Here is a 21633-nt window from a genome sequence, read left to right as displayed (position 1 = left end):
ATTCGCATTTCCTCCACATATTTTTTTTGACCTTTGAATTTTGAATTTTGAATTTTGAATTTTGAATTGGTTTGTCCTCCTCACTTTTTATGATGCGCTCCACTATACCACCGCCACAACACTCGTGCTAGTCGTTGGGAGTTGTGACGCACACAACCTGTTTCATCTTCATGCATAACATTCGCGATCACAATTCGCCGTCCCAACTGGGCTATGGCTTCTCTATCTAAGAAGACAGGATGGGACTGTTGTTGGGCGTAGCGGATCAGTGCGCGGGCACTAGGAGATTTTTTGTGTACCAGTACAGCATTAAATAAGGGTCTACCGCAAGCAGTATCAATCGCCCTGATATGGTCAGCTACAGTGTAGCCCTGAGTTTCTCCAGGCTGTGTCATGATGTTGCACACGTAGATACGTGGTGCTTCTGAGGCGGCGATCGCATCAGCAATTTCTGGTACCAACAAATTGGGAATCACGCTGGTGTAAAGACTACCAGGACCCATAATAATGTAATTAGCTTCTTTAATTGCTTTAATAGCTGCTGGCAAACCAGGCGGATTTGCAGGAATGCAGCCAATCTTGACAATAGTACCACCCGCTTCAGTAATTTTAGATTCCCCTTCTATACGGCGACCATCAGCTAACTCAGCCCAGAGGCGCACATCGCTAAGGGTTGCTGGCAAAACTTGTCCCCGGATTGCTAGGACTTTAGAACTGGCGGCGACACCTCTTTCTAAATCGCCAGTAATGTCACTCATCGCCGTCAAGAACAAATTGCCAAAACTATGACCAGTTAAACCATCCCCAGCTTTAAAGCGGTACTGGAACAGTTCTGTCAGTAACTTTTCTTCGTCAGCTAGTGCTGCTAAACAATTGCGAATATCTCCTGGTGGTAGCACACCAAATTCCTGGCGTAACCGTCCTGAAGAACCGCCGTCATCGGCTACAGTGACAATGGCGGTAATATTGGCGCTGTAAACTTTCAAACCTCTAAGCAATGTGGAAAGTCCCGTACCACCACCAATAACTACAATTTTCGGTCCCCGGTACAAGCGGCGATGTGCTAAAAGAACATCAATAAGCTCTTCATCACCTTCTGATCTCAATACCTGAGTAATTGAACTTACTGTCCGAGTTTGTCCCCATAAAAGCAACAACAAGCCACCTACTACCACCAAAGGTCCGCTAATGTAGTACGGTACAATCTCGGTGATGACTCCCAGAATGCTCCTCAAAAACTTAATTGCCCAAAAAATTGGCGTTAGCCTAATCGAGATCGCAAATCCCAGACTTGCTAAAAGTACGCCTCCAGCACTAATGAGCAACCACCGTTTCACCGATAGCCCAGGAGATAACCATTTGAACCACTGGTTTACTCGATGGGAAGTGCGAGTGCGTGACTGCTTTTGCAGGGCTTTAAGGGCAAGTCTTAGAAAACCAAATGACATACCTGATCCACAGCAGTACTACTAACAATGTGATTAACAGAAAATGTACACCACCTGGTTGAAATCCAAGTGTGGAATTGTTACACTTTTCAATCCGATTGGATCAAAATGCGTAGTCTAAATTGCCAGTATACCGAGTCAATAGCCTTTTTGGTCAAAAAAAAACAACAAGTCAATGGAACAGCGAATTTTAGGAATAGATCCGGGACTAGCAATTTTAGGATTTGGAGCGATTATATGCCAAAAACATCAAAACAGGGTGCAACATGATTCTGTAAACCTACTAGATTTTGGTGTTATCAATACGCCAGCTAATACGGAAATCGGACAGCGGCTATGTACGTTGTACGACGATTTGCACACCCTGATCAAAGAGTTTCAACCCGATCTGGTAGCAATCGAGAAGCTCTTTTTCTATCGTATGGCAAATACTATCCTCATTGCGCAAGCGCGGGGAATAGTCATGTTGGTGTTGGCGCAGCATCATTTACCAACAGTGGAATTTAACCCTGCCCAAATTAAACAGGCGTTAACGGGATATGGTAACGCCGAAAAACACGAAGTTCAGCAAGCAGTGGCGCGGGAGTTGGATTTAGACTACATTCCCCATCCGGATGATGCGGCGGATGCATTGGCTGTGGCGCTGACTGCTTGGTTTCAGATTTAGAGTAGACCTCTCCAAAAATGGCTATGAAACCTTTACGGCGCTTGCACTAAAAATCGATTTTTGGAGAGGTCTATTTGCTAATTGGGCGCTTGCCTCAATCTGGTGCTGATCAAGTGAATGCAGATATGATGATTCAACTTTCAAAACCATAAACACCCAAAATTATGCCAGCGTACAAAACTCCTGGCGTTTACGTAGAAGAGATTTCAGTTTTTCCACCCTCAGTAGCAGAAGTGGAAACAGCTATTTCGGCTTTCATTGGTTGTACCGAAATTGCCAACAAGAATGTCAATGATGACCATGACCTGACGCTGATTTGAGATTTCGGATGGAGGGGCGATAGCATCCAGGAAATAAGTTAGTCGGCACGTTCAAGCAGTACACAGTACACAGTACACAGTAAACAGTAAACAGTACACAGTGAAGGAGTCAGGAGGAGCCAGTGCGGTGGACGGTGACGACAACAGAAGTGCGGGAGGGGAGCCACTGCGTTGGACGGGTTTCCCGGCTTAAAGCATGTGGCGTTTTCCCGACAACAGGCAACTGGCGGAACGCGCAGCGAGACCGGAGGTCTTCCCCGAAGGGGTCCCACAGGCTACAGCACCTGGCGTTCAGGAGTCAGGAGCGGAGCAAGGAAAGCTCCGCCTCCGGTCAGGAGTCGCAATTCTTTATTTATTTCTTCTGAATACTGAATTCAGAATTGCTGTTAGCGTAGCGGGGCGTTTGCGCAGCGCCCCCTAAGGGGGCTAGCCCATTCTTCTTCAAACTGATAACTGATAACTGATACTGCGGGTACTTGGTAACTGGATAAAACCAATGTATGTTGAGTTTTGTAAAACCTGTTAAATAACGAGGCATTTTTATGCTATGTGCTTATGTTACATTTTGTAACGTAAGTTGATTTTTTAACGCCGACTTACTTACAGCAGCAATTTTTGAGCGTTTCCCCTACCTACTCCGGAGTTCCACTCAGCAGAATATGCCCAGAGGCACAACACGCAAGCGACAGAAGTAAAAATGGCTTTCTGCCTGGCTTTTAGACAAAAGTGCTGTACCTCAATGACTTGCAATGCGCTGTATGATTAGAAAAGTCGAAAAATAAATGGATAACGAAACGGTTCATCAGATTTGGTGAAGCAGTGCAACAGCGCCCAAATTGTCAGTCCCCAGTGCAGTGCAAAGCCAAAAGCAACAACGGGAAAGAACAAAATTCCGCCAATGCCAAAGGTGAGCCAAGATAGAATTCCAATTGGAACTCCAATTAGAATTGCCCAGAACCAAACATTGAAGTGAAAATTAATTGATTCTTTAGCGTTGCTTTTAACAACTGGATCGTCAGAAATTAAATTAATTGCAATTGGAATCCCAATAGACAACAATGCTGTACTAAAGAAAATCGCCCCATGACACAGAGATGATAGCAGTTTGCGTTTATCAGAATCGTATGTCACTTGCATTTTGGTGGCTCCTCAGTTTACTTTTTAGTTTTAATTTTAACGGTTACATAGTAAATTTAGCATTGCAGATTACCGTACTTAGAAAACTTCAGGTTTTTCCTTGAGTATAGATTAACTTTAGAATGCGACTCAACAACTGCTTTTGTATCGTTGCCATCAAAAATATCTTCAGTGCCTTTGTCTTTAAATAAAATGCTCATATCAGCATGATATTCGTGTCATCATGCTACAAGCAACAAAAATGCTGTAACCTTCCCTATATCTTGGCAAGGTGTGAAATATGCATCCATTTCAAATGCTATTGTATGTGCGATCGCCGTTTGTTGAGTTTCGGGACATTAACCCAAACTACAAATGAGCGATCGCACTCCTGTAATCGTGAGAGAATGGAATAAAAAGCAAGGGCAGCTAATCATGAAGCGAGAATTTAATGTGATTATCGAGCGACATGCGGATGGCTACTTTGTCGCTTCGGTTCCAGTTCTTGCAGGATGTCATACGCAAGCCAAATCTTTAGATGAGTTGATGGAAAGTATCCCTTGAAGCTATCGAACTCTGTTTGGAATTTGAGGAAGAACAGGATTCATTGGATTTTGTGGGCGTCCAACGAGTTGCGGTTGAAGTATGAGCCAACTGCCAAGTTTAACAGGACGCTAGTCAATTGCAGCACTTGGTAAAATAGGTTTTGAAGTTGCTAGGGTGCCTTGGAAGTCATCATATTTTGATACATAGTGATGGGCGTCGAACGGTGGTTCCAGAACATTCTGGTGAAACAATTGGTCGGGGTTTACTAGCACAAATACTGCGCGATTGCCAGATAACCCGTAACGAGTTTAAGTCCCTGTTATGATATAAAGCGAGCGCCCTTGGACGAACAGACATCGCACGCTCATCAACCTTCCTACACTCGCTTTCGCCTGACTTTTAAGATAATCTCGGCAAAATTAGCGCTCGCACTTGGACGAACAGACATCGTACGCTCATCAACTATCATACACTCGCTTTCGCTTGACTTTTAAGACTGTCGCTACAAGAAAGCGCGATCTGCTTGCAGCAGCGCTTCGCTATCGCACTCTTGAGAACATACATCGCACGCTCATCAACCGTCCTACACTCGCTTTCGCTTGACTTTTAACACAGTCCCTACAAGAAAGCGCGATCTGCTTGCAGCAGCGCTTCGCTATCGCACTGTAAGAGCAGACATCGCACGCTCATCATCCTTCCTACACTCGCTTTCGCATTCCTTTTAAGACTGTCTCTACAAGATCATGCGATCTGCTTGCAGCAGCGCTAGCCCCGATAGGCGAAGCCGTGCCGTTAGCGGAGCGTGTCCGCAGGACATAGGCATAGGGGGCGCTACGCAAACGCTATCGCACTTGGACGAATATCCTGAACTGGCTCAATTGCGGTCTTTTAGTCGTTTTGGAATAAATTTGCAATTTGTTGAACCAGATAGCATCTTGCAAGATAGTGATGAGGTGGTATCAGCTGCTAGTAAGTGGCGGTTTATGAAATCCGTAACGCATTATTATTAAGGGTTTGGTGCGTTACCACCGCTCAAAAAACTTTTTGCCCCGAAACATTCCCCGCTGGATTGTAGTGACAAACTAAATAATCTTGTCCATGACGACTAGCCAAAGCGCAACCTACTTCTGTCGTGTTTCTCCAAACTATTTGGGTGTAGTGACCGACATCTCCGAATTTACCAGTAGTGGAGAAATTGGGGCTAGGACGGTTGACAAAATATTTCTTTTCATTACCCCAACTATTTATCATCTGCGTGTAGGAAAAACGTCCTGAGGGTCTTCCGCTCCAGAGGTTCTCTCCAGACCTACTATGTTGAAGACCTGAACCTCTTGAAGCCAGTCGATTTGCCCATTGCTGAGCGCTTCTAGCCAAAGTGTCTGACCATTTGAGGGGAGGAACACCTACCTCTGATCGATACTTATTATGAGCTGCTAAAATCTCTTGAATGTTGAGTCTCGATTGGGCCGTTGCTGGCCTCACCGGCCGACCTGGCCGACGCCGTGCCTCCAACCCAGCTCCTTCAACACCTCCCTCGAAATAAGCTTCCAGGTCTTTGGCTACTTCCTCGAAAGATATACTGTCCAAGTCGGGAACTCGCTCTGCTTCAATGGCTTCTAATTCCTCTGGCACGAACTCTAGGCTCTCGAGTTCTGCTTCTGAAAAAGCCTCAACTTGTTCGACTATCTGTGCTTTCATGATTTTTGCTCATGTTGTTGATGTGTATTGAATTGGGATCGGATGACGGTGATGCCCTTGCAAACGACGTGCTTGGTTAAATGTGTTTAAGGACGACCTTGCCATCAATTTTGGCAATCCTAATCATGTGATACGGATAGGTAAGCGCCTCTGTCACCAAGTCTCCAGCTTTAGGCTGGCGATACTGAACGGTAATCGCGATCGCCGGTTGCTCCTGAGTTTGGGAGCCACTGGTTTCCACAAAGATGGTAGTGGGAGCATCTTGCTCCCCGTCCTACACTCGCTTTCGCTTGACTTTTAAGACTGTCTCTACAAGATTAGCGATCGCTCTTTTGTGTTGGTTGGGTTTCGCGATCACGAAACCCAACATTAAGTTACAATTTGATTTCTCTACAATCCACCGCCATATAAGACGATAGTTGGTTTGTTGAGTTTCGTGCCTTAACCCAACCTACAAGATCAGGCGATCGCACTACGAAAATCTGTAGTTTAATTAACTGAAAATAGCTGTAAATACGCTGATTTTACCTGATTGGAGTAAAGGAAGTGTAATGATTGTTGGTGTAATACATTTTTTCGACGGATCTTCTGTCTGAACCGATCAATACAACGAGACGGTGCTTGCCACGCGAACCATCATTAGCTTGACCAAGATCGTACTCTCGATATTCCTGCCCCTTTCGAGCGGGAGTTAATCGAGTACCCCCATGACCTCCTGCATTGTTATATACTCTGCCACCAAGTCTACCGTTTGTAATATTGTCTTTGATATCTCTGATTTGATTTCGTTCAGCTGGACTAGGTTTGCCCTTGCCGCCACGCCTGCCGCCACGGCTTTCTAACGCAGCCTCTTCAACGCCTCCCTTGAAGTAAGCTTCCAAGTCTTCAGCAATATCCTCAAAAGATATACTTTCCAAATCAGGAACGCGCTCTGCTTCAATGGCTTCTAATTCCTCTGGCACGAACTCTAGGCTCTGGAGTTCTGCTTCGGAAAAAAGCTCAACTTGTTCGACTATCTGTGCTTTCATGATTTTTGCTCATATTGTTGATGTGTATTAAATTGGGATCAGGTGACGGTGATGCCCTTGCGAACGACGCGCTCTCGTTAAATGTCTTTAAAGACGACCCTGTTTGCATCAATTTTAGGAATCCTAATCATGTGATATGGGTAGGTAAGCGCCTCTGTCACGAAATCTCCAGCTCCAGGCTGGCGTTGCTGAACGGTAATCGCGAGTTGCTTCTGAGTTTGGGAACCACTGGTTTCAACACTCAGAATCTCAACCGAGTAACCGCCAGTCGGCTTCTCTCCAGCAAAGACAGCAACTACGCTGTAACGGGTAAAATCCACTTGAGGAACGGGTGGCGGTGGTTCAGTATTATAGGTGTGCTGTTGCCAAAGATCGATCCATTGCTCTGAGTTATTAATCACCATTATTTGACTGGCGCTTTGATAACCACTATCATTACCCCGTGCAATAGTGGTGAAACTGATGTTCATTTTGAATTTGAACCTCCTTGTTAAGTTTTCGTTCTGCTGACACAACGTTCTAGCGCCGAAGACTGGGAACTTGATGCGTTAGCTTGTAAGAGCAAGTCTTCTTCTTGCCACTTGGTGTCGTGAAATTGAGGTTTAAAGTCAGCTTGTATTGAGGCGACTTGAACTTTGAAGGCACTTCAATTCCAAAGTCGCGGGTTGTCTCTGCACCGACTCGCAACGTGCCATAGTCTTGTTCGGCACTCGTCACTTTAATACCTAATGGTCCAACTAAGCTCGCTTTCACGGCTTGCATTGTTTCATCCCCCGTATTTCGCACGGCAATGTTGACCTGCTCCAGCAGTTTCCATTCTTTAACCGATGGTCTAGGCGTCACCTTCTCTGCTTCTGCAAGCGGTTGTCCTGCAATCTGCAACGCTTTAACGGCATCCACCAATCCTACCCCTTGGGCATTTTCATCGAACTCAGAAGAAGCCAGTTTCTTGGCAGATTGCATCAGAATTCTCTTGACCTGCATAGGTTGAAGCTTTGGATAACGCTCCAAAATCAAGGCAGCTATCCCGGCAATATGGGGAGATGCCATACTGGTACCCGACTCCCTCCGATAGCTGCCACCAGGCTTGGCAGACGTAATCAATTCACCAGGAGCCAAGATATCCGGCTTGGGTCGCCCGTCGCTCGTTGGACCCCGGCTGCTAAAAGGCATGACCTTTGTACTATCACGGTTAGACGCTCCTACCACAATCACATCACCTCTGGCATCTGCCGGGAGAGTAATGCTTCCGGGTCCAGGTCTTTTAGTACCATCATTGCCTGCGCTTTTCACTAGCACTAAGCCTATTTTCGTCGCTCGTTCAGCGGTTTCGGAAACAACGCTATTGCCATCAAGTGTTGGGCTGGGCGATCCCCAACTACAGTTAGCAATCCGTAATCGTTTCTCTTGCTGCATATCCTTTACGACATCTTCAATCGCATCAGCACCCCTCGATTCGGTCGATTCTCCAGGTTGAGTAGGGAAAATTTTATAGTTCCAGATTATTGCCCCCGGTGCCATGCCTTTGTACTTGGAGCCGTTACCTGCAATGATGCCCGCCACATGAGTTCCATGGGGATGAGGATTGCCCCACTCTTCGTTGGTGTAGTTCCGCTTGTGAACTACACGACCCTTGAGGTCAGGATGGTTAATATCAACTTCTCCATCTAGAACAGCAATGATCACGCCTTTGCCTGTGCCAACCAGTCCTTGGATTCTAGCATCAACCACACCCACGGCTGTAGCACTCTGGTCGAGTTCCAAGTTCAGTGGCTTATCAAATTCTATTTGTTCTACATCACTACGACTAGCAATTTGTTTAATCTGGGCAGGGGTGAGGTTTGCAACGACAGCATTCCCCAACCTTAAATGTTCCCCAGTCTCTGCGTTTGGCAACTCTTCCAAGAGTGACTCAATCGATTCATTTGCTAAGCTTTCAAATTCATCGAACACTTGGAATTCAACGTCTTCTCCGCGTTTCTGATATGAGTCCTCCAAGTCCTCGAACTCGTTCAGGCAATTGTCGAACGACTTAGTTGGTTTATAATGAATAATCACCCGTTGGCGCTCAGTAGACTCAATTGCGCCTTCTTCAGCCAGGATCTGATACTCTAAGAGATTTTCAAGTTTGTCGTCAATCTCGGCTCCCCACTGGTCGCGGACTTTGTTTGAAGCGCTATCGAGTTGCTCACCTGTTAAGTAAAAATCATCTAAACTCATAGGGTTTTACTTCTTGTATTGATGAAAGAAAATCAGATCTCAGCCTCCAACTTCCTAGATCGGGAGAGGAATCGGAGGGCGGATGCAATGCACTCAGTCGTCAGCCCTCGCCTCCTTCAGGGAAGGCAATTAGTTTGTTTCAAGCAAGGCGAGGGCTGGCGTAGAGTGAGTCAAACCTCATTTTTGACGACGAGGGATAAGCGATGGTATTGTTGAAAGAAAACTCAACAACAAAGGAAGAAATTCTGGCTGTGCTTCAACTTCCTCTGCTTTGACTCCGACCTGTTGGCAAATGGGGTAGAACAGGGCAAGAGTAACCGGAGGGACGTAAATAGGAGCCATCCAGCGGAAATACGTTGGCAATACCTTAGCCACGCTGGGTGTAATCAGTTGAGCAACCGCAGTTGGACCTTTGCGAGTGGCAGCTTGCAATTTGATACGAGTTCTAGAGTTGCTCATGATTTTCTTCACCAATTTCTTGATGATAATTGTGAAGGTCTTCAGCAACTGCTTGTTCACATAACTGCTAGGATTGGGGCGGGTATAGCCATTCCCATAGCCATTTGCTTCTGCTCCTTCCGCTCCCTCCATCAAACCCTCCAGCGATTCGGCTACGCTCTCAGGCTTGACATCTTCCAAGCTGGTGCTCTCCATTGACTCAGCTTCAAGACCTTCCATGTCTTCGGTCATGAATTCCAGGCTCTCAGCATCTGCTTCAGTAAATTGTTCTAGATCTGCTTCGATTGTGTATGTTGCCATGATTGTCTCCTTTGAGAAATTGAGGATTTGTGACAAGTCAAGTTTAGGAAGCTGTTGACTCATCCTGTTTATCATTAGAAAAAAGCGGCTCCCTGGAGCTCCTGCCTCTTGAGGGCTTGGGGAAACTTAGACAAAATTGGACAACCTTCCCCCACGAGTACTCGTGGAGGCTTCACAAGTACTCGTGGAGGGGGCGAAAAAGGCGGTTATTCTCAATTATTTTTACTTGTTGACATAAAAAACCGCCTTTTTCGCCCGATTCGTAGCGTTGCCGTTAGGCAATAGGTTGTCCAATTTTGGAAAGGATTAATGAAGCGGCTATGTCAGGGAGAATTCAGTTGCGATCGGGCTGATTACTTTTGCCCAGGCAAAAATTTGGTACCTATATCAATAGCCGTCAAGAGATTATTGACGCGATCCGATGTAGGTTTGGGGAAGCGCCGTTTTTTAGCTGCTTCTAATTCTTTTACTTCTTCTACTTTGACCCCGACCTGTTTGCAAATGGGAACGAACAGGGCAACAGTCACCAAAGGGACGTAGATAGGAGCCATCCAGCGGAAATAACTGGGCAACACCTTAGCCACGCTGGGCGTAAGCAGTCGGGCGACCGCAGTTGGACCTTGGCGAGTGGCGGCTTGCAGTTTGGTACGAGTTCTAGGGTTGCTCATGATTTTCTTCACCAATTTCTTGACGATAATTGTGAAGGTCTTCAGCAACTGCTTGTTTACAGAACTGCTAGGACTACGGCGGGTATAGCCATTCCTATAACCATTTGCTTCTGCTCCTTCCGCTCCCTCCATCAAACTCTCCAGTGATTCGGCGACGCTTTCAGGCTTGACATCTTCCAAGCTGATGCTCTCCATCGACTCAGCTTCAAGACCTTCCAAGTCTTCCGTCGCGAATTCCAAACTCTCAGCATCTGCTTCAGTAAATTGTTCTAGATCTGCTTCAATTGTGTATGTTGCCATAATTGTTTCCTTTTTTCAGTTAAGTTTTTTGCAGGTTAATTTGGGACTGACACAACGAAATGTCATTCTTTGTTGAACAGAAAATTCAGTGATGATAGTTTCTAGGAAACGGGCAACAGAGCTAAAAACCTTCTAGTTCTGTTGCCCGTATTGAGGGAAAGATGCTTCCCTCTCTTCAAAAGGGTAGTTGAGGTAGAGTAGTGCAGACGGTGTTAAGTCTAACTGAAGCCTTAATCGGCAAGGCGTTTTAATTACCCTTTTTTATCCCTCGTCCTGAGCCTTAGAAGTTGCCAAAACCATTCCACTCAGGCGCTGCTTCAACTTGCTCTGCTTTGACCCCAGCCTGTTTGCGGATAGGGCTAAACAGGACGCGAGTAACCGGAGGAACGTAAATAGGAGCCATCCAGCGGAAATAGCTAGGTAATACCTTAGCCACGCTGGGTGTAATTAGTTGGGCGACCGCAGTTGGACCTTTGCGAATGGCCGCTTGCAATTTGGTACGAGTTCTGGGGTTGCTCATGATTTTCTTCACCAATGTCTTAACAATAGTTGTGAAGGTCTTGAGCAACTGCTTGTTCACAGAACTGCTAGGACTGCGGCGGGAGCCATATGCTTCCGCTCCTTCCGCTCCCTCCATCAAACCCTCTAGCGACTCAGCTACGCTCTCAGGCTTGACATCTTCCAAGCTGGTGCTTTCCATCGACTCAGCTTCTAGACCTTCCAAGTCTTCCGTACTGAATTCCAAACTCTCACCATCTGCTTCAGTAAATTGTTCCAGATTTGCTTCGATTGTGTAGGTTGCCATGATTTTCTCCTTTGAGAATTTGAGTTTTGTTGTTTTAAAGATTTCGTTGAAGGAAAGTTGTCATTAAATAGGTTGAGAAATTATGCGTTGAGAAAAGTAGGACTTACGCATCATACATATGTACTATACTAAATCTAGGCTTTTGAGCCACACATAACACCCAACACAGTCAATATGCGACCAAATCAGGGTTGTGTTCAGCGCCGGAAACGTTGATTTGGCATAATGCATATTATGGTTAATTTGTGAGCGTGCGTAAGTCCTAAAAAGTTTTCGTCTTCGCGTTCATTTATACCTGATTTAATTGAAAGAAACTTGACCTTGAGGGCTAACTCTTTCGTCCTTTCCTAATACCAATAGTATTCTTGATTGACTTTATTGCTAATTCACTATCTTTATTTATTAATTCACTATTTTTATTTATTTCTATAAAAACAATTAACTATTTTTAGGTATTCATCATTTTTGAAATTTCAGAAATTGTAGTTTATTCAGACATGATAAATGTCTTTTGTGAAACACTTCATAAATAAATAGCAGTAAGTGATCGCTTCGGCGGTCACTTACTGCTGTTTGGAAGCATGTCATCTTTATCGCTGACACCCTATTCGTGTGCAGCTATACATACAAAGCTCCGAAGTTCCCTTTTATTTACTTATATATTTTGTTCTGACTGACTTGACAACGCTGTGCTTTTCTCCAAGCATGGGGAGTATTTTTATGGTACTTGCGAAACTGAGAGTAAAAATGATTGATGTTTTTATAGCCTACTTGTAAAGCAATCTGATTAACAGAGTCGTTAGTTGATAAAAGTAAGGTGCATGCTTCGGCTATCCGACGCTCAATAATCCAATCATTTACCGTTTTTCCAGTAAGATTTCGTACCAAGTTGGTTAAGTAAGCTGACGAATAACCAACTGCTTGAGCGACTTGTTTGAGGCTAATACTTTGATGATAGTTCAATTCAATAAACTCGAAAACTTCATGTAGTTGAGGAATTGATGGAAATCTAGACTGAGGAGTATTCGATTTTTCACATTCCTCATCTGTAGACAACTTCTCCTGTCCTAGCTGAACATTAAAAAAATGATTGCCTGTGCAAATTACTTCAAAACCTGCTGCCTCTAAGCATTTAATTAAGTGTTTTTTACTTTCAGGTTTATCATCTATCACTAAAATTTTTTTCATTTTTCATCCCAAGATTTAATACATTTTTACTTGGTAATCTTGCATCACTTGTGACTCATTACATATGAACTTTTAAGCTGAAAAATTTATAGTGACTTTGGTTGATTCACTGTGGTAAATCAGAGGCTTTTAGCTTTGCCTTCTGATGAGGACTTACGCATTGATAAAAATCGATTTTGTGAATCAGACTTATTTGCTGCCCTTCCTTCTTTAATTAAGTGCAAGCAAAATCAACTTATGCACCAGTGAGATAGAAATGGGAAATTCTTGCGAAATCTGACTATTGCAGAACCGCACGGAAGTTGGCACTCTTTGCGTTCTGCTAAGCATGATGACACGGATATCATGCTAAAAACAACAAAAATGCTGTAACCTTTCCTGTGTCCCACCCAAGTCAGAATTGCTGGAAGTTCTAGCACAAACTCTAGAGATTCAAGGCGGACTGCAACTGTCACAAGGACAAGCAGATGTCTCTCTAAAAACATCACAGCAAGCAGAGCAAATTTGGAAGCGATTAGGTAAACAATACAATAGACCTCTGTTGGAAAACAATGTAGAGACAGTACTGTACGGTCTCTACAAGAGTTTCACGTAACGCATAATAGGGACTAAACCCCATCCTTAAGGACGGGGTATTTCCTTATTAATTTCTGGAGATGTCTATTGAATACAGTCTCCCAACAGTTACAAACCCAACCTGACTCACTTGAAAAAGTGACTGCTTTACGCTCTCTCGGTAATGCCCAGCAACAATTAGGTGACTTAGAACAATCAAAAGAAAACTTACAACAAAGCTTAGAAATTGCCCAACGTCTGCAACTGCCTTTAGAAATTAGCTTAACAGAATTTTCCCTTGGTAATACTGCTAGAGTTTTAGGTAAAATAGAAGACGCAATAACTCATTATGAAAATGCAGCTTTAGTTGCATCCAACCCACTCACCAAAGTTCAAGCCCAAATCAATCAACTCAGCTTGCTTGCCTTGAATGAACGAATAGCAGAAGCCCAAACATTAATACCCACAATCCAATCTCAATTAGCAACTGTGCCTACCACTCAAGTTGGTATCTATGCACGTATCAACTTTGCTCGCACCATAAGCAAAATTGGTAATCAAAAAAATATAGCCGAGATTTAAAACAACAATTTCGCCACAACCAACAGCAGTCTCAAATACTCCCAAAGTTGCGGCTGCGACAACTCAAATTGTGGAAGCTACTGGTTGGATAGTTGATAGCAATGGAAATATAGAACTCGTAGCGCAATCGAGTCATGTCAACCCTCACAGCCCTTGACAAACACCTGCTTCTTGTCCTGTATCTCGGTAATGATGAACTGCACATGAAACGGATAACATAAAGTAGGGGAAATCCCTAACTTTAGATTACTAAACAAAGGCAGTAGACAATGGGCAGACTCAATCCCTACACTCTACAAATGGAGATTACCCGGATGTTTGAGAACGGGCAATCGTTTTTCGCGACAACAAAAGTGTATGATTGGCTAAAAGAGCGCAATCATAACCCAGCAGATTACGATATTCTTTTCCATCAAAAACCTGCACCTCCTGGTTCAAAATCAGTTATGGTTGTTGAAATCGAGTTACGTCGAAAAGATGGACAACCTGTTGATCCGTGGTTGCAAGAGCAAGCGAATCTTCATGCATGAGCTTATAGCAAGAGTCCTCTTGAGAGGACTCAATACTGATTATTTAGAATTTCAGTCCACAATTAGTATACTTAAACTCTGAGTTCGGAAATTCATTTTTCGGTGAGCTATGGGCTGAGTTGAGAATCATGCAGGATTCAATCTAGACAAATTTTTAGACGTAATGATTATTGCGTGGACTGCGACTTCCTGTAGCAGCTCCAACCATTGAAGCAAGTAAACCTAACAAAGAACCAAATACAAACCACCACAATCCTGAACGTACATTTGCTGCAATTTGACGAGCTTCTTGCGCACTGACGTTAGTTGTATTTCTTGGTACAGGAACGCCTCCTTGCTGTTGCACCTGGTTAATGACTTCTCCAGCATTAGAAGCAGCAATACCAAAAGCACCAGATACTCCACTAGCTAGTAACCAAGAGCTGACTGCCAAAGTTGTTGCCCAAAGTATTGCGCCGTTGAGAAGAGCTGTATTGCGGTTCATTGGACCACAAGCACGAGCCATAACCCAAGCACCAGTAAATAGCGAAATCAATAAAGCAATGGTTGACCAAATACCAATATTCCCAGCCACATCTGGAGCAATTGTTCTCGGTCTACCTGAAGCTTCAATGCTACCTGCTCCTATTGCAGCAAAAATAGAGCTTAAAACCAATTGAGTTGCTAAGGCAATCAACAAACCAGAAATGATAGGACCCCAACGAACGAGATCGTGATAATCAGTAACTCTAGCTACTACTGCAGGGTCGGTAATCACCTCATTTCCTGCTCGATTAGTATATGACATAGACTACTTTTTCCTTTCCACTCCAATAAAGTTTTTTCTTCAACTATTCATGCTAATGATTAAAATTAAATTGCCTATTATAGTTTTTAATATCTATCAGCGGAAATAGTTCATGACTCTATCCTAAGTCATAAAAAAAATCTGTTATTTTTCACAAATTTTTGTGACTTTTTCTGAAGTTTTCATTGCTTAACAAAATTAATAAATAAAAGAAGAAAAGTCACAAAACGACACAATCAGAATCAGGTTCATTTCACTATAATTGAACGATATCTTGAATCCTTCAATGAAATTTTATCATTCTTATCTTTCATCAATATCGAAACAGTTATCAGTGAACTGTTCACTGATAACTGATAACTGCTAACTGCTAACGTAGTTTGACAGCAGTACCTGTAGCAGTAATTAGTAGGAGAACACCTGATTGGTCAACATTGATTGTGCCAGTATCGATTTCAATGCCGACAACAGCATCTGCCCCTAGACGTAATGCTCGCCGCTCTAATTCTTCTAAAGCTTTACGTTGACCTTCTTCAAATAGGCGTTCGTAACTGCCTGTGCGTCCACCTATAATATCTCGGATGCTAGCAAAAAAATCTCGTAAAAAATTACTGCCGTAGACAACTTCTGCCGTTACAATGCCTGAATATGATTGAATGATAGCTCCTTGAATGACATCAGTCGTAGTTAAAATCATGGATTTGCCTCAAAAACACAACTATAGCGATCCTATTTGAGTTGTAAGATTTTGTTGAACGTTCGGGAGTACGTCACGCATATCACAAAGGATACGTAGACGCTTGGAGGGCGGCAAACCAAAGATTACTTTCTTACCACCATAAAATTACCGTTCTTCTTCTCTTGTTTGTTTGTGTACTTTGTGTGTATGTCCCTGAGTTCTTACGGGCACGCGCAAAGCGAACGGGACACACTCTTGCTAAGCGGTTCATTCAAATAGGTATTTCTTCTAGCACCGAAGGGAGTAGACGTTGAAACATCAAGCAGATAATTGAGAAGCAGATTTTCTGAGGAAAAACTGTTAAATTATTGTAATACTAATTTGAAAAGTGATTGCGACAGATAGAGCGCTAAAAGCGATTACTAGTAACACTTTCACAATTCAAAATCTAGAATCTAAAATCCAAAATAGTATCAGTTCCCAGAAATAAAGAAAATTTATCGTAAATATTTTGTAAAAGTAAACAAACAGAGTTTGCAAAATCAAATATATCTGTTTTAATGGACAAGCATCCACGGAGATTGTGGGAAACAGTTGCAGAAACTTTCAGGGAACTAACTGTGTACAATCGAACATCATTTCTAGTAAGTGTTCTCCTATTAGGGAGCTTTGTAGTAACAATGCCTTTAGTTACTCAGGCTCAAGAAGCAGTACCACAACAAAGTAGTCAGGAATTAAAAGGACTTTTGGAGGAAGGGCGGAGGCTGGTAGATAGTGGTGATTATAATGGAGCGATCGCCATCTATCAAAGAGCAGCTGCACTGGAGCCAAAAAACGCTACGATTTCTTCAGGTATTGGCTACCTCTACGCCTTACAAGGGAATTTTTCCGCAGCACTACAGGCTTACCGTCGTGCTGTTGCTTTAAATCCTAACAATAGCGATTATCAGTATGCTTTGGGTTACGTCAGTGGTAATTTGGGAGATAATAAGGGAGCAAAAGAGGCTTACCGTCGTGCAATACAAGCTAACCGCAGTAACGTCAACGCCTATATAGGGTTAGCGACAGTTCTGTTGCGTTTGGGAGAAAACAACAATGTGAAATGGGCGTACGAACAAGCTGTCAGTCTTGATCCTAAAAATCCCCAAGTTTATGAATTGCGGGGTAATATTTTAATGAAACAGGGCAAATCAAAAGATGCGATCGCAGCGTTTCAACAAGCCCGTGATTTGTATGAAAAGCAAGGCAAGCAAGATAGCGTCGGAAGAGTAGAAGACTTACTACGAACTTTGAGAGGATAAGATAAGACTAGTCCAACTTGCGTCCGGTGAGTTCTACGAAAATATCTTCCAAGTTAGAGGGACGAACCATCATTCCTGTTTTATCTTGTTGTTGATTGAGGTAAGAGTTTGCATCTTCTAAAGTTGGGAAAAAAAGATATTCCCAACGATCTCCCACTTGCTTGATCACTAAACCCTCGCCATGAGCAGAGCGTAATTCTTGTAATGTGCCAAGAGAAATTAACTTACCACTATCCATAATACCAATGCGATGACACAAATACTCGACCTCATCCATATAATGAGTCGTCAGCAGCATTGTCATCCCTTGCTTGTTTAAATCTCGAATAATTTCCCAAAGACGTCGCCTTGTTTGAGGATCTAGTCCGACTGTTGGTTCATCTAAAAACAGAATTTGCGGTTGATGTAACAAAGCTCTTGCTATCTGTAACCGTCGCTTCATACCCCCAGACAGACTTTTTACCAAATTATCACGTCTGGTTGCCAGTTCAACATACTCTAGCCATTGATGAATCAGTTTCTGTCGCCCAGGATTGGCAATGTGATGTAGCCTTCCGTGCAGCTCCATATTCTCCCATACTGTTAAATCGTCATCAACACTAATTTGCTGTAACACAACACCTAGACATTGTTTTGCTAGTATGGGTTGGCTCACCACATCATGTTCAAAGACGTGTATCTGTCCCTGAGTTGGTTTCGTGAGTGTGGTTAACATCCGAATTGTAGTAGATTTACCCGCACCATTCGGACCAAGTAAACCAAACATTTCTCCCGCATTTATAGTGAATGAGAGGTCATTCACCACAGGAATATTATTGTAAAGTTTGTAGACGTTTTCTAGATGAACAGCAACACTCATGAGTCGTTTGGCAACAGAGAAGTTGATCGCTTGTTGTGACTATTGTGCCAGATGAAAACGCGATCAAGATTTTCCGGGCGCGCATTTGGGTAGTTGCCATTGCGTTTGCTAGTATTTAGTGGGATTGCTTGACATCTGAATTCTCATCCTCACCAGAACAAGTACTTGTTTTTGGCAATATCTGTATGGGTGCAGAGGGTTCAAGTAACTTGAGATGATTCGTGTTCGGCGCAGATTCTACTCTTGAAATGATATTTCTGAGTCGCTCATTGACGACTGTTACTCGATGTTCTTTTTTCATAAATTCCACTCCTAAAATAGTAGATCACCCAAATGACATCAAATAGTGGAAACTTTTATTATATAGTAATTCAAATCATAAAAATAGAGTTGTTGACAAAAATTAAATAACGCATATACCCTAATAGGTAGATGACACAAAAGCGGACTTACGCAGTGCTAAAGCTGCTTGTTTGCTATTAGTAAAATTAATAAAAGCCTCAATAGCCTCAGAAGTCGTCTTTTTCGAGACAAGACGTATAGTACGTACCATTTGATACCGACCACTTTGTACATTTTCTGGAGTGGCTTCTACACCATTTAAGCTAAGAAGGTTGACGGCTAGATGGTGAGAAATAGCGTAGCCTGAAGAGAAAGCACCAATGCTATAAGGTGTGTTTTGTAACGCTGTGATAATATCTTTCTCATCCTTCAAAATCACTGCTTGCGGCGAATTTTTCAAATCCTTACCTTGGTAATATTTCCGTAGAAGGCGTTTAGCTGGCTCATTATCTGGTAAGTCTAGTACTATAATTTTGGCATCAGGACCGCCTATTTGCTGCCAATTCTTCATAGCACCACTGTAAATTGCTTTGAGATTTGCTGTTGTCAAGTTAGTAATGCCTTCAACACTCGGATGTGTGGCTAGTAAAAGGGCGTCCTTAGTGACTACTCGATAGTCCAGTGTGCCATCATTTTCTTCTGAGGGAAGTTCCTCACTCATGCTACAAATATCAAGTAGTCCTTCTTTAACAGCAGCAATAGCAATTTTCAGTTGATTCGGTGGGACGAAAGACACTGGAATGTTTTTAACTTTGGCTGTGTAGACATCAGCTAGTATTTTCATAGTCGGATAAGTGCTACTTTGACCACCGATGATAATCTCTTGTTGTGCTTGGGTATTTGCGATCTCCTTATTCTTCACAAGAGTGCTGGTGTTAGTTGTACAGCCGTAAAGTTCTCCAAAAATAATACTCGCACTCAAAATCACGATCAACCATTGGGTATTCAGCTTCATCGAATTTGTTTTGTATTGAAAAACATTTAGTGACTTTCAAACTGTGCTAATATTTTTTCTGCTTCCTGACAAAGAAATTGGTGATACTGACCGTTACTCGCAAGTAAACCACCCCACTGATTCACATCACCAGTGTTATATTGCAGCGGTGTGCCATCAAAATGAGTAAACTGACCACCAGCTTCTGTTAAGATAAGTTCTGGAGCAGCTATATCCCAATCTTTTGGGGCAGACTTACCAGAAAGAGAAATGTAGACATCTGCTCGTTGTTCGACAATTGCAGCAATTTTACCGCCCACACTGCCAACTGCTTTCTGATTTTGACATGGTAGATGTTGCAGCAAGTAATTTAATCTTTCATTACGGTGGCTACGACTGACGACTAGAGTTAAATCTTCCAGGCGTTCTCGTGATGACACTCGTAATGATAAACTTTTCGCCTCACGGGTTTCCACAAAAGCACCGCTTCCCTTGATGGCATAGTACAATTTTTCTGCTTCAGGTACTGCGACGACTGCAAGCACCGGACGTGTTTCGTGTACTAACGCGATGTGAATTGCGTACTCCCCAGTTTTTTCGATAAAATCTCGTGTACCATCCAAAGGGTCAATGATCCATACCCATTCTTGCGGAGTTTGTTGTCCTGTGTAAGTTTCTTCGCTAATGTAAGCAAAATCTTTATCACCCAAAACTCCTTGCAGATTCTCCAGGATGTAATGATTGACATTTACATCTGCAATCGTGACAGGCTCATTTTGTTTATACTGTACTTCTAGGTTGTCGTCGCTCGTCTGGTGGTAGTAAGACCGTAATCTATCTGTTGCTCCCCAAGATACGGAACGAGCTAATTCTAAAATGTTTTCTAAGTCTTTCATTTATTGCCTTGTCCCCTTGGGTGTTTAACTGCTAGTCATGAGCGATCGCTTTGTGCAGTCGTATTTAAAAACCGAGGAGTGTTGTACTGCACACTGCAATCTTGAGATTTGCACAGGAGGCTATCCCACGAGTTGTAGAATAGCACGACAAGCTAACGTATAAACCCCGTCCATTCACCTTTTGGTCAGAGCCTGTCAGCCCAATTTGGCTCTTTTTCGTATAACGCAGTTTAAACGATAGTTCACTTACGTTCACCATTAGAGGATACCCCTTCCAATACTGCTCGGTTAAGGAAATTAGGTGGGGCTAAAACTATTGAAATGTCGTTGTCTATGGTGTTCAAAAAAGTCTTAACCGAGTAGTATTGATACCCCTTCGCTCCTTAACCGCTTTAGGGCTAGCAGTTTTGGTTTCTTTCGTGGTCTGCACTCCACCTCGTTCATTACTTACTTGAGGCGTGACCGGACTCTTATGAGTTTTTTACGTAGGGGTAGCGGGTGTGAGTCCACTAGGGAAGTAGGCTTCCCGTCCTAAACGACCTTTTTCAGGTCGCGCCAGCTACCAACGAACCGCACTTCTACATCCCGTGAAAGGTCAGAATAACTAACAAGGGGATATTGTATCAAATTTATAGCTAAAGGACTAAAATTTTTGCGTTTACTTTCCGTCTTTTGACAGATGTGTAATTAAATTAAAAACTTCAACGAGCATTTGGGATATTTTCTTTGACTTTTTTGGGCTGTTAATTACTTGGTGACTGCATAAATGAGTTAAGCCTTCACCCATTAAATAAGTAGAACATCATATACCGACTTTAGAGAACACAAAATGACTCATAAGCAGATAGGCGCTATTAAACCGAACTATGTAACGTTTTGTAAGGGAAAAGGGGAAGGTGGGGTCCCCTCTGGGGATAAGGGGCAGGGTTAAAGGGTAAAGGTTTTTCCCTTGGACCGTTACCCTTTACCCTTATTAATATAGTTGTGTTTATTTTCACTGACCTACTTAGCAGGGGCAAACGCATCTAAATTTGGTGCATAGGTAATTGACGAAAAGTCTGATTTATGTATTTAACGAGAAAATCAGATTTATTACTGAAGGTCTTTTGCTTACTTGTACAAATTAAGTCAAAAGTAAAACTCAGTTTTAAGTCAATAAGCATTTTTTAGAGACTCGCTAGAGAAGAGAGTCTTGTGAATGACAAGATTCATTTGCTCCGTTCAAAGCACAATGACGACTCCATGCAAGAAACCACGTAATCGAGAATTAACTCTTGAGTTGGTAATGTCTATATTTATACACAAATCAGATGGATGGAGAATGGCATGACAAATTATTTATCTGAGTTGCCAGATACTCTACTTGATTTTTCGACGTTAGCTTCTTCGCGCCCTCGCCCCGCAC

The 21633-nt window shown here is 43.0% G+C and carries 26 protein-coding genes; 9 read left to right on the top strand and 17 right to left on the bottom strand.

Annotation, left to right across the window (positions count from 1 at the left end; all coding sequences use genetic code 11):
- Nucleotides 1–80: 80 nt before the first annotated feature.
- Nucleotides 81–1448, bottom strand: coding sequence for a gluconeogenesis factor YvcK family protein (locus tag DP117_RS16015; protein WP_169219291.1), 1368 nt, complete (start codon nucleotides 1446–1448; stop codon nucleotides 81–83).
- A gap of 175 nt (nucleotides 1449–1623) precedes the next feature.
- Here DP117_RS16015 and ruvC point away from each other — a divergent pair, with 175 nt between their 5' ends.
- Together ruvC and DP117_RS16005 are read left to right on the top strand one after the other, a co-directional pair.
- Nucleotides 1624–2115 carry a crossover junction endodeoxyribonuclease RuvC gene (gene ruvC / locus DP117_RS16010; RefSeq protein ID WP_169219290.1) on the top strand — a complete coding sequence of 164 codons (492 nt, stop codon included), beginning with the start codon at nucleotides 1624–1626 and terminating at the stop codon, nucleotides 2113–2115.
- 164 nt (nucleotides 2116–2279) lie between these two features.
- Nucleotides 2280–2435 carry a hypothetical protein gene (locus DP117_RS16005; RefSeq protein WP_169219289.1) on the top strand — a complete coding sequence of 52 codons (156 nt, stop codon included), beginning with the start codon at nucleotides 2280–2282 and terminating at the stop codon, nucleotides 2433–2435.
- 762 nt (nucleotides 2436–3197) lie between these two features.
- Here DP117_RS16005 and DP117_RS16000 read toward each other — a convergent pair.
- The gene (locus DP117_RS16000) at nucleotides 3198–3572 is read right to left on the bottom strand and encodes a DUF4870 domain-containing protein (RefSeq protein WP_169219288.1); all 375 of its coding nucleotides are present in this window, start codon (nucleotides 3570–3572) and stop codon (nucleotides 3198–3200) included.
- Between the two features lie 354 nt (nucleotides 3573–3926).
- On the opposite strand from DP117_RS16000, the gene DP117_RS36255 reads away from it, so the two are divergent.
- The 3 genes from DP117_RS36255 (at nucleotide 3927) to DP117_RS15985 (ending at nucleotide 5107) form a co-directional block, all read left to right on the top strand.
- Nucleotides 3927–4115, top strand: a complete 189-nt coding sequence (locus tag DP117_RS36255; protein WP_248277679.1) for a type II toxin-antitoxin system HicB family antitoxin — start codon at nucleotides 3927–3929, stop codon at nucleotides 4113–4115.
- A gap of 205 nt (nucleotides 4116–4320) precedes the next feature.
- The gene (locus DP117_RS36250) at nucleotides 4321–4422 is read left to right on the top strand and encodes a hypothetical protein (protein ID WP_339381266.1); all 102 of its coding nucleotides are present in this window, start codon (nucleotides 4321–4323) and stop codon (nucleotides 4420–4422) included.
- Between the two features lie 418 nt (nucleotides 4423–4840).
- Complete coding sequence (locus DP117_RS15985; protein WP_169219269.1) at nucleotides 4841–5107, top strand: hypothetical protein; 267 nt, start codon at nucleotides 4841–4843, stop codon at nucleotides 5105–5107.
- A 22-nt stretch (nucleotides 5108–5129) separates the two neighbouring features.
- Here DP117_RS15985 and DP117_RS15980 read toward each other — a convergent pair whose 3' ends face one another.
- The 9 genes from DP117_RS15980 to DP117_RS15940 all read right to left on the bottom strand — a co-directional run bounded on the left by DP117_RS15980 (nucleotide 5130) and on the right by DP117_RS15940 (nucleotide 12763).
- Nucleotides 5130–5795 (bottom strand): CAP family protein, encoded by a 666-nt coding sequence (locus DP117_RS15980; protein ID WP_169219287.1) that lies wholly within the window; start codon nucleotides 5793–5795, stop codon nucleotides 5130–5132.
- Nucleotides 5796–5871: 76 nt separating this feature from the next.
- A complete protein-coding gene (locus tag DP117_RS36245) occupies nucleotides 5872–6036 on the bottom strand; it encodes a protease complex subunit PrcB family protein (protein WP_169219286.1) in 165 nt (54 codons plus the stop codon).
- Between the two features lie 283 nt (nucleotides 6037–6319).
- On the bottom strand, nucleotides 6320–6823 hold the full coding sequence (locus DP117_RS15970) for a ribonuclease domain-containing protein (RefSeq protein ID WP_169219285.1): 504 nt from the start codon (nucleotides 6821–6823) through the stop codon (nucleotides 6320–6322).
- 77 nt (nucleotides 6824–6900) lie between these two features.
- A complete protein-coding gene (locus DP117_RS15965; protein ID WP_169219284.1) occupies nucleotides 6901–7293 on the bottom strand; it encodes a protease complex subunit PrcB family protein in 393 nt (130 codons plus the stop codon).
- A 49-nt stretch (nucleotides 7294–7342) separates the two neighbouring features.
- Nucleotides 7343–9043, bottom strand: coding sequence for a S8 family serine peptidase (locus DP117_RS15960; protein WP_169219283.1), 1701 nt, complete (start codon nucleotides 9041–9043; stop codon nucleotides 7343–7345).
- Nucleotides 9044–9220: 177 nt separating this feature from the next.
- Nucleotides 9221–9802 carry a hypothetical protein gene (locus DP117_RS15955; protein WP_169219282.1) on the bottom strand — a complete coding sequence of 194 codons (582 nt, stop codon included), beginning with the start codon at nucleotides 9800–9802 and terminating at the stop codon, nucleotides 9221–9223.
- Nucleotides 9803–10155: 353 nt separating this feature from the next.
- Nucleotides 10156–10770, bottom strand: coding sequence for a hypothetical protein (locus DP117_RS15950; RefSeq protein ID WP_169219281.1), 615 nt, complete (start codon nucleotides 10768–10770; stop codon nucleotides 10156–10158).
- Nucleotides 10771–11050: 280 nt separating this feature from the next.
- The gene (locus DP117_RS15945; RefSeq protein WP_169219280.1) at nucleotides 11051–11575 is read right to left on the bottom strand and encodes a hypothetical protein; all 525 of its coding nucleotides are present in this window, start codon (nucleotides 11573–11575) and stop codon (nucleotides 11051–11053) included.
- Nucleotides 11576–12226: 651 nt separating this feature from the next.
- Complete coding sequence (locus DP117_RS15940; protein WP_169219279.1) at nucleotides 12227–12763, bottom strand: AraC family transcriptional regulator; 537 nt, start codon at nucleotides 12761–12763, stop codon at nucleotides 12227–12229.
- Nucleotides 12764–13163: 400 nt separating this feature from the next.
- Here DP117_RS15940 and DP117_RS15935 point away from each other — a divergent pair, with 400 nt between their 5' ends.
- The 3 genes from DP117_RS15935 to DP117_RS15925 all read left to right on the top strand — a co-directional run bounded on the left by DP117_RS15935 (nucleotide 13164) and on the right by DP117_RS15925 (nucleotide 14430).
- Nucleotides 13164–13358 carry a hypothetical protein gene (locus DP117_RS15935; protein WP_169219278.1) on the top strand — a complete coding sequence of 65 codons (195 nt, stop codon included), beginning with the start codon at nucleotides 13164–13166 and terminating at the stop codon, nucleotides 13356–13358.
- A 68-nt stretch (nucleotides 13359–13426) separates the two neighbouring features.
- Nucleotides 13427–13900 carry a tetratricopeptide repeat protein gene (locus DP117_RS15930; protein ID WP_211176144.1) on the top strand — a complete coding sequence of 158 codons (474 nt, stop codon included), beginning with the start codon at nucleotides 13427–13429 and terminating at the stop codon, nucleotides 13898–13900.
- A 269-nt stretch (nucleotides 13901–14169) separates the two neighbouring features.
- Nucleotides 14170–14430, top strand: a complete 261-nt coding sequence (locus DP117_RS15925) for a hypothetical protein (protein WP_169219277.1) — start codon at nucleotides 14170–14172, stop codon at nucleotides 14428–14430.
- A gap of 154 nt (nucleotides 14431–14584) precedes the next feature.
- Here the strand turns inward: DP117_RS15925 and DP117_RS15920 are convergent, their stop codons facing one another.
- Together DP117_RS15920 and DP117_RS15915 are read right to left on the bottom strand one after the other, a co-directional pair.
- Nucleotides 14585–15217 carry a hypothetical protein gene (locus DP117_RS15920; RefSeq protein ID WP_169219276.1) on the bottom strand — a complete coding sequence of 211 codons (633 nt, stop codon included), beginning with the start codon at nucleotides 15215–15217 and terminating at the stop codon, nucleotides 14585–14587.
- Between the two features lie 370 nt (nucleotides 15218–15587).
- Nucleotides 15588–15914, bottom strand: a complete 327-nt coding sequence (locus DP117_RS15915) for a YbjQ family protein (RefSeq protein ID WP_169219275.1) — start codon at nucleotides 15912–15914, stop codon at nucleotides 15588–15590.
- A 662-nt stretch (nucleotides 15915–16576) separates the two neighbouring features.
- Between DP117_RS15915 and DP117_RS15910 the strand changes: the two genes are divergently transcribed.
- Nucleotides 16577–17197 (top strand): tetratricopeptide repeat protein, encoded by a 621-nt coding sequence (locus DP117_RS15910; protein ID WP_169219274.1) that lies wholly within the window; start codon nucleotides 16577–16579, stop codon nucleotides 17195–17197.
- A gap of 7 nt (nucleotides 17198–17204) precedes the next feature.
- On the opposite strand, the gene DP117_RS15905 is transcribed toward DP117_RS15910, so the two are convergent.
- The 4 genes from DP117_RS15905 to DP117_RS15890 all read right to left on the bottom strand — a co-directional run bounded on the left by DP117_RS15905 (nucleotide 17205) and on the right by DP117_RS15890 (nucleotide 20228).
- Nucleotides 17205–18056: an ABC transporter ATP-binding protein gene (locus DP117_RS15905; protein ID WP_169219273.1), complete on the bottom strand. Its 852-nt coding sequence runs from the start codon at nucleotides 18054–18056 to the stop codon at nucleotides 17205–17207.
- Nucleotides 18057–18171: 115 nt separating this feature from the next.
- Complete coding sequence (locus DP117_RS15900; protein WP_169219272.1) at nucleotides 18172–18357, bottom strand: hypothetical protein; 186 nt, start codon at nucleotides 18355–18357, stop codon at nucleotides 18172–18174.
- A gap of 120 nt (nucleotides 18358–18477) precedes the next feature.
- Nucleotides 18478–19353 carry a substrate-binding domain-containing protein gene (locus DP117_RS15895; protein WP_169219271.1) on the bottom strand — a complete coding sequence of 292 codons (876 nt, stop codon included), beginning with the start codon at nucleotides 19351–19353 and terminating at the stop codon, nucleotides 18478–18480.
- 26 nt (nucleotides 19354–19379) lie between these two features.
- On the bottom strand, nucleotides 19380–20228 hold the full coding sequence (locus tag DP117_RS15890; RefSeq protein WP_169219270.1) for a 3'(2'),5'-bisphosphate nucleotidase CysQ: 849 nt from the start codon (nucleotides 20226–20228) through the stop codon (nucleotides 19380–19382).
- Nucleotides 20229–21633: the final 1405 nt, after the last annotated feature.

This window comes from Brasilonema sp. UFV-L1 (genome assembly GCF_012912105.1).
GTDB lineage: Bacteria > Cyanobacteriota > Cyanobacteriia > Cyanobacteriales > Nostocaceae > Brasilonema.
The sequence above is the reverse complement of the archived record's forward strand: the minus strand, read 5'-3'. Positions and strand labels throughout refer to the sequence as shown.

Coding starts and splice junctions, on each gene's coding strand:
- DP117_RS15910 (WP_169219274.1), top strand. CDS start 16,577: ATGCCTTTAGTTACTCAGGCTCAAGAAGCAGTACCACAACAAAGTAGT.
- DP117_RS15940 (WP_169219279.1), bottom strand. CDS start 12,763: ATGAAAAAAATTTTAGTGATAGATGATAAACCTGAAAGTAAAAAACAC.
- DP117_RS16015 (WP_169219291.1), bottom strand. CDS start 1,448: ATGTCATTTGGTTTTCTAAGACTTGCCCTTAAAGCCCTGCAAAAGCAG.
- DP117_RS15920 (WP_169219276.1), bottom strand. CDS start 15,217: ATGTCATATACTAATCGAGCAGGAAATGAGGTGATTACCGACCCTGCA.
- DP117_RS15890 (WP_169219270.1), bottom strand. CDS start 20,228: ATGAAAGACTTAGAAAACATTTTAGAATTAGCTCGTTCCGTATCTTGG.
- DP117_RS15900 (WP_169219272.1), bottom strand. CDS start 18,357: ATGAAAAAAGAACATCGAGTAACAGTCGTCAATGAGCGACTCAGAAAT.
- DP117_RS16005 (WP_169219289.1), top strand. CDS start 2,280: ATGCCAGCGTACAAAACTCCTGGCGTTTACGTAGAAGAGATTTCAGTT.
- DP117_RS15960 (WP_169219283.1), bottom strand. CDS start 9,043: ATGAGTTTAGATGATTTTTACTTAACAGGTGAGCAACTCGATAGCGCT.
- DP117_RS15925 (WP_169219277.1), top strand. CDS start 14,170: ATGGGCAGACTCAATCCCTACACTCTACAAATGGAGATTACCCGGATG.
- DP117_RS15985 (WP_169219269.1), top strand. CDS start 4,841: ATGCGATCTGCTTGCAGCAGCGCTAGCCCCGATAGGCGAAGCCGTGCC.
- DP117_RS15895 (WP_169219271.1), bottom strand. CDS start 19,353: ATGAAGCTGAATACCCAATGGTTGATCGTGATTTTGAGTGCGAGTATT.
- DP117_RS15965 (WP_169219284.1), bottom strand. CDS start 7,293: ATGAACATCAGTTTCACCACTATTGCACGGGGTAATGATAGTGGTTAT.
- DP117_RS16000 (WP_169219288.1), bottom strand. CDS start 3,572: ATGCAAGTGACATACGATTCTGATAAACGCAAACTGCTATCATCTCTG.
- DP117_RS15905 (WP_169219273.1), bottom strand. CDS start 18,056: ATGAGTGTTGCTGTTCATCTAGAAAACGTCTACAAACTTTACAATAAT.
- DP117_RS15970 (WP_169219285.1), bottom strand. CDS start 6,823: ATGAAAGCACAGATAGTCGAACAAGTTGAGCTTTTTTCCGAAGCAGAA.
- DP117_RS36255 (WP_248277679.1), top strand. CDS start 3,927: ATGAGCGATCGCACTCCTGTAATCGTGAGAGAATGGAATAAAAAGCAA.
- DP117_RS15980 (WP_169219287.1), bottom strand. CDS start 5,795: ATGAAAGCACAGATAGTCGAACAAGTTGAGGCTTTTTCAGAAGCAGAA.
- ruvC (WP_169219290.1), top strand. CDS start 1,624: ATGGAACAGCGAATTTTAGGAATAGATCCGGGACTAGCAATTTTAGGA.
- DP117_RS15945 (WP_169219280.1), bottom strand. CDS start 11,575: ATGGCAACCTACACAATCGAAGCAAATCTGGAACAATTTACTGAAGCA.
- DP117_RS15950 (WP_169219281.1), bottom strand. CDS start 10,770: ATGGCAACATACACAATTGAAGCAGATCTAGAACAATTTACTGAAGCA.
- DP117_RS15915 (WP_169219275.1), bottom strand. CDS start 15,914: ATGATTTTAACTACGACTGATGTCATTCAAGGAGCTATCATTCAATCA.
- DP117_RS15955 (WP_169219282.1), bottom strand. CDS start 9,802: ATGGCAACATACACAATCGAAGCAGATCTAGAACAATTTACTGAAGCA.